The 4966-nt window shown below is 65.7% G+C and carries 6 protein-coding genes; 2 read left to right on the plus strand and 4 right to left on the minus strand.

The window, feature by feature from the left end; translation table 11 throughout:
* The first annotated feature begins 225 nt into the window (after positions 1–225).
* A complete protein-coding gene (locus tag Q0105_RS20620; protein WP_298214637.1) occupies positions 226–726 on the plus strand; it encodes an NAD(P)H-dependent oxidoreductase in 501 nt (166 codons plus the stop codon).
* On the opposite strand, the gene Q0105_RS20625 is transcribed toward Q0105_RS20620, so the two are convergent.
* Together Q0105_RS20625 and Q0105_RS20630 are read right to left on the minus strand one after the other, a co-directional pair.
* Entirely contained in the window at positions 723–1694 is a 972-nt protein-coding gene (locus Q0105_RS20625) for a class I SAM-dependent methyltransferase (RefSeq protein WP_298214639.1), read from the minus strand. The two genes, Q0105_RS20620 and Q0105_RS20625, sit on opposite strands and share 4 nt — an antisense overlap.
* 119 nt (positions 1695–1813) lie before the next feature.
* Complete coding sequence (locus Q0105_RS20630; protein WP_298214641.1) at positions 1814–2722, minus strand: LysR family transcriptional regulator; 909 nt, start codon at positions 2720–2722, stop codon at positions 1814–1816.
* 143 nt (positions 2723–2865) lie between these two features.
* On the opposite strand from Q0105_RS20630, the gene Q0105_RS20635 reads away from it, so the two are divergent.
* A complete protein-coding gene (locus Q0105_RS20635; RefSeq protein WP_298214644.1) occupies positions 2866–3822 on the plus strand; it encodes a DMT family transporter in 957 nt (318 codons plus the stop codon).
* A 56-nt stretch (positions 3823–3878) separates the two neighbouring features.
* On the opposite strand, the gene Q0105_RS20640 is transcribed toward Q0105_RS20635, so the two are convergent.
* The gene (locus Q0105_RS20640; protein ID WP_298214646.1) at positions 3879–4097 is read right to left on the minus strand and encodes a DUF3079 domain-containing protein; all 219 of its coding nucleotides are present in this window, start codon (positions 4095–4097) and stop codon (positions 3879–3881) included.
* A gap of 38 nt (positions 4098–4135) precedes the next feature.
* On the minus strand, positions 4136–4966 hold an 831-nt coding region (locus tag Q0105_RS20645; RefSeq protein WP_298214648.1), incomplete at its 5' end, for an NAD(P)/FAD-dependent oxidoreductase.

Consider the following 4966-nt stretch of genomic DNA (forward strand, 5'->3'; position numbering starts at 1 on the left):
TCCTGAAAGTCGCTGCCGCAGGAACCTCCAGCCCGTTGGATGCCCTGGCGTTGAATTTGCCATCGGACTGAATGACTGCTTTGCAGCTTTTGTCTGGATGGCGGCTCGGGGCCCAAAGCGGCCTCTCACAGCAGCAATACCCCCACCCAGCAATCGACAAAACACCAACTACGGCAAAGATAATTGCCAGCATGCAAGCGCCCGCGCAGCTTGTAAGCTCCCACCATGCCCCCCACCAAAACCCTCCTCATCATCTACCACTCGATGACCGGTGGCACGCGCCAGATGGTCGAGGCTGCGCGGGATGGGGCGGCGCTGGATGGCTCGGTTGTGGTGCGCCTTCTGCATGCCTCGCAGGCTGGTGCGGCCGACGTGCTGGCGGCCGATGGCTACCTGTTTGCCACACCCGAGAACCTGGCGGCCATCAGCGGGCAGCTCAAGGACTTTTTTGACCGCAGCTACTACGGCGTGCTAGACCAGGTGAATGGCCGCCCCTACGCGCTGCTGGTCTGTGCGGGCAGCGACGGGCAGAACGCGGCGCGGCAGGTGGCGCGTATTGCCACGGGCTGGCGCCTGAGGGCCGTGGCTGAGCCGCTGATCGTCTGCACCCATGCGCAGACGCCCGAGGCCATTCTGGCGCCCAAGCAGATCGGTGCGGATGACCTGGCGCGCTGCCGGGCGCTGGGCGAGGCGATGGCGGCGGGGCTGGGGATCGGCGTTTTTTAGCCCTGGGCGGCAGGCGCCAAATCCGGCGCCTGGTACACCAGCACCTTCAGCGCCCTCGCCTCTTGCACGTCCGCAAACACGGGCGGGTTGGCCACGCGCTCCAGGTAGCGCAGCTCGGGGGCCAGTTCGCTCATCTGGCTGTGCAGAAAATCCACATTCAGTTCAGGCGCGTTCAGGCACAGCAGGGCGTGGCCGCCGGGGGCGAGCAGGTCGGGCAGGCGGCGCATGAGGCGGGCGTAGTCTTTGGTGGCGACGAAGCTGCCCTTTTGGTAGCTGGGTGGGTCCACGATGACGAGGCCGTAGGGGCCGCTGCGGGTGATCTTGCCCCAGCTGTTGAAGATGTCGTGCGGCAGAAAAGCGGCGCCGGTGGTGATGCCGTTGAGCTGATGGTTCTGCTGCCCGATGGCGATGGCGCCGTGGCTCATGTCCACGTTGACCACCTGTTTGGCGCCCGCCTGCAGCGCCACCACCGAGAACGCACAGGTGTAGGCAAACAGGTTGAGCACCTTGAGGCCGTAGCGGTCTGTGCTGCGTGCGGCGGCGTAGTCGCGCACCCAGCGGCGGCCCGCGGCCATGTCAAGGAACAGGCCATGGTTCTGGCCGCGCAGCACATGCACGCGGTAGCGCGCTCCGGCCTCGGTGACGGTGTGCGACTCGGGCACGGCGCCAGCCATCAGGCGCGTTTCGCTGCGGCCCTCGATGCGCAGGGCTTCGCCCCGGTGCTGGAACACCCAGTTCAGCAGCTCGCCCGCCGGGGCGATTTGGGTCCAGCGGGCCTGCAGGGCCGCGCCCACGGTGGCAAGCTCATCCTCCGTGACAGGTGCAAAACTGGTGAGCACGAACACGGGCGGGTAGGCATCCAGCACCCACTGCTCGCAGCCTGGGTGCAAACCGCCCCGCCCGTGGAAGATGCGCTGGGCATCGGTAGGCAGGGGCATGGCGGCAATGGCGTCGAACAGGGCTTGCATGAAGATAGATGTGGCAGGGGAGAAAAGGGGCTACAAGCAAAATCGGCTGCTGGCGCTTGATGGGAAATCGCTAGCAGCTACCAAATTAATAGCAAACAGGGATTATCGCCGGGATGAGGTTAAGGCAGCCCCATAGGCACCGCGCCCTGGCGCAGATGCGCCACCAGCGCCGCGGCAAACCCCGACAGCACCGCGCCCTTCCGCACGCAGATCTGCAGGTCGCGTTGCGCCCAGGGCTCGTTCATCTCGACCACCACGGGCGGCTCGCTCAGGCCAGCCACTTGCAGGGCGGCGCCGCGTGGCACGAGGCCAATGCCCACGCCTGCACCCACCATGCGGCACACGGCCTCGAAGCTGCGCACCTGGATGCGCACATCGAGGTGCCGCCCTAGCGCAGCGGCGGCGTTCATCGTGAAGGTGTGGATGGCCGAGCCTGCGTGCAGCATGACGAAGGCGTGGTCCAGCACCTCGGCAAACCCCACCTGGCCGCGCCCCGCCAGCGCATGGCCTGCAGGCACGATGAGCACCAGGCGGTCCTGCCGGTAGGGGGCCAACTCGACCCCCGCCCCTGTGCCACTGTCGGCCAGCACACCCACCTCGATCTCGCCATTGGCCACGGCCACCACGATCTCGGCGCTGGTGCGCTCCTCCAGGCTTACGCTGACCTGCGGGTGCTGCTTGAGAAAGCCCGCTAGGTCGTCGGGCAAGAAGGTGTGCGTGGCGTGGGTGTTGGCCCACAGGCTCACGTGGCCCCGGATGCCCGTGGCATAGGGCGAGAGGTTGGCATGCATCTGCTCGACGCTGGCCAGCACCTGGCGGGCGTTGCGCAGCAGTGCCTCGCCCGCGCTGGTCAGTACCAAGCCACGGGCCTGGCGCTCGAACAGCGAGGTGCTCAAGGCATCCTCCAGGCGCCGCAGCCGGTGGCTGGCGGAAGACGGCGCCAGATAGGCGCGTGCAGCGCCGCGCGTGAGGTTGCGCTCCTCGGCAATGGCCACGAAAAGGCGCAGGTCGATCAGGTCGTAGTTCAAGTGAGTGTTCGTATAAAACGAATACATGGTTGCAAGATGAACAATTGTGCACTGCAAAATGGCTTGGCAACATACTTGCTTATTGAATTACAAAGCATACATAGCGTTCGCAAAATTGGGACGCCAATGCATACATCACCCCCATGCCCTGGAAAAATTGGTCTGCTGAACGCCTTGGCTTTGCACTGGCCGCGCTGGCGGCGCTCGGCTTCTCCTTCAAGGCCATTTTTGTGAAACTGGCCTACGCCGTGCCGCAGGCGGCGGCACCCGTGGATTCCGTCACGCTGCTGGCACTGCGCATGGCGTTTTCCGTGCCCGTGTTCGCCTGGGTGGGCTGGCGAGCCAGCCGCTGTCTGCCACCGCTGGCGCCGCGCGACTGGCTGCTGGTGGGGGCCTTGGGGCTGCTGGGCTACTACGGCTCCAGCATCCTCGACTTCATCGGCCTGCAGTACATCACAGCCAGCCTGGAGCGGCTGATCTTGTTCACCTACCCCACGCTCACCATCCTGATCGGCGTGTTGTTCATGGGCAAGCGCGCCTCCCGGCGCGAGATGGGAGCGCTGCTGTTGTCCTACGCGGGCATTGGCCTGGCCTTTGCTCATGACCTGCAGATTGCGGGCGACACACGGGCCGTGCTGGTGGGGGCGGGTTTTGTGTTCGGCTCGGCCATCACCTACGCCTTCTACCAGGCGGGCAGCGAGCCCGCCATCCGCCACCTGGGCGCGGCGCGCTTTACCGCCCTGGCCATGCTGGTGTCCACGGCAGCCACGCTGCTGCATTTTGCGGTGACCCAGCCCGTGGCTTCGCTGGCGCAGCCCGCGCCGGTGTATCTGTATGCCCTGGGCATGGCGGTGTTCTCCACCGTGTTACCTGTGTTCATGACCTCCGCCGCCATCCGGCGCATCGGCGTGTCCCGAACGGCGCTGATCGGCACCCTTGGCCCCATGCTGACGATTTTTTTCGGCTGCTGGCTGCTGGACGAGCCGCTGTCCTGGTCCCAAATGGCTGGGGCCGGGTTGGTGCTGGCAGGGGTGTTGCTGATCAGCAGGCGGGGCCGGGTGCCCACGCCATCACTCCAAGCAGCCAAGCCTGCGGTGTAGCGTACGGCACTCTAGGCGTGGCGTGGAGACCGCTTGCCAACCAAGCTGTCAGTCCATCAGGGTTTGAGATTCGGATGGACTGCTGACGCGCCCTCCTCCTCCTGCGACTCCAGTCCCCACTGGTCCCAATCGTCGCCAAACAGCTCCGCCGGGTGCTGCGTGCGGTCCGAGCCGTTGCCACAACGCATGTCCTTGGCGGGGCAGTACAAGTCGCAACCCCAGCACACCCGCTCGGGGTGGGCGGGGGCTTTGGGGAACTTCTTGACGGCGGCCATGGATGGCTCCGGCACCTGTGTTGGCTACATCCGGCTTGCTATTTGCGCTGCGGTGGCACGTCCGTGCAGCTACCGTGCGCAATCTCCGCCGCCATGCCGATGCTTTCGCCCAGCGTGGGGTGTGGGTGGATGGTCTTGCCGATGTCTACCGCGTCGGCGCCCATCTCGATGGCCAGCGCAATCTCGCCGATCATGTCGCCCGCATGGGTGCCGACCATGCCACCGCCCAGGATCTTGCCGTGGCCATGGGCCTCTGGCGAGTCGTCGAACAACAGCTTGGTCACACCCTCGTCGCGGCCATTGGCGATGGCGCGGCCGGAGGCACTCCAGGGGAACAGGCCCTTCTTGACCTTGATGCCCTGGGCCTTGGCCTGGTCTTCGGTCAGGCCCACCCAGGCCACCTCGGGGTCGGTGTAGGCCACCGATGGGATCACGCGGGCGTTGAAGGCGGCGGCTGCCAGTTCTTTGTTGCCCTGCAGTTCACCAGCGATCACTTCCGCCGCCACATGCGCCTCGTGCACCGCTTTGTGCGCCAGCATGGGCTGGCCCACGATGTCGCCGATGGCGAAAATGTGGGGCACGTTGGTGCGCATCTGGATATCGACGTTGATGAAGCCACGGTCCGTCACGGCCACGCCAGCCTTGTCGGCGGCGATCTTCTTGCCGTTGGGGGTGCGGCCTACGGCCTGCAAGACCAGGTCATACACCTGCGGTGCGGGGGCGGTGCCGCCCTCTTCCGCAGCGGCGAACGTCACCTCAATGCCTTCGGGTGTGGCCTTGGCGCCCACCGTCTTGGTCTTGAGCATGATGTTGTCAAAACGCTTGGCGTTCATCTTCTGCCAGATCTTGACGAGGTCGCGGTCGGCGCC

It is taken from the genome of Acidovorax sp. (genome assembly GCF_027492855.1).
Classification (GTDB): domain Bacteria; phylum Pseudomonadota; class Gammaproteobacteria; order Burkholderiales; family Burkholderiaceae_C; genus Acidovorax.

What these genes read in the sequence shown, in the direction of transcription:
- Q0105_RS20620 (WP_298214637.1), top strand. Translation starts at nt 226, where the DNA reads ATGCCCCCCACCAAAACCCTCCTCATCATCTACCACTCGATGACCGGT.
- Q0105_RS20625 (WP_298214639.1), bottom strand. Translation starts at nt 1,694, where the DNA reads ATGCAAGCCCTGTTCGACGCCATTGCCGCCATGCCCCTGCCTACCGAT.
- Q0105_RS20635 (WP_298214644.1), top strand. Translation starts at nt 2,866, where the DNA reads ATGCCCTGGAAAAATTGGTCTGCTGAACGCCTTGGCTTTGCACTGGCC.
- Q0105_RS20640 (WP_298214646.1), bottom strand. Translation starts at nt 4,097, where the DNA reads ATGGCCGCCGTCAAGAAGTTCCCCAAAGCCCCCGCCCACCCCGAGCGG.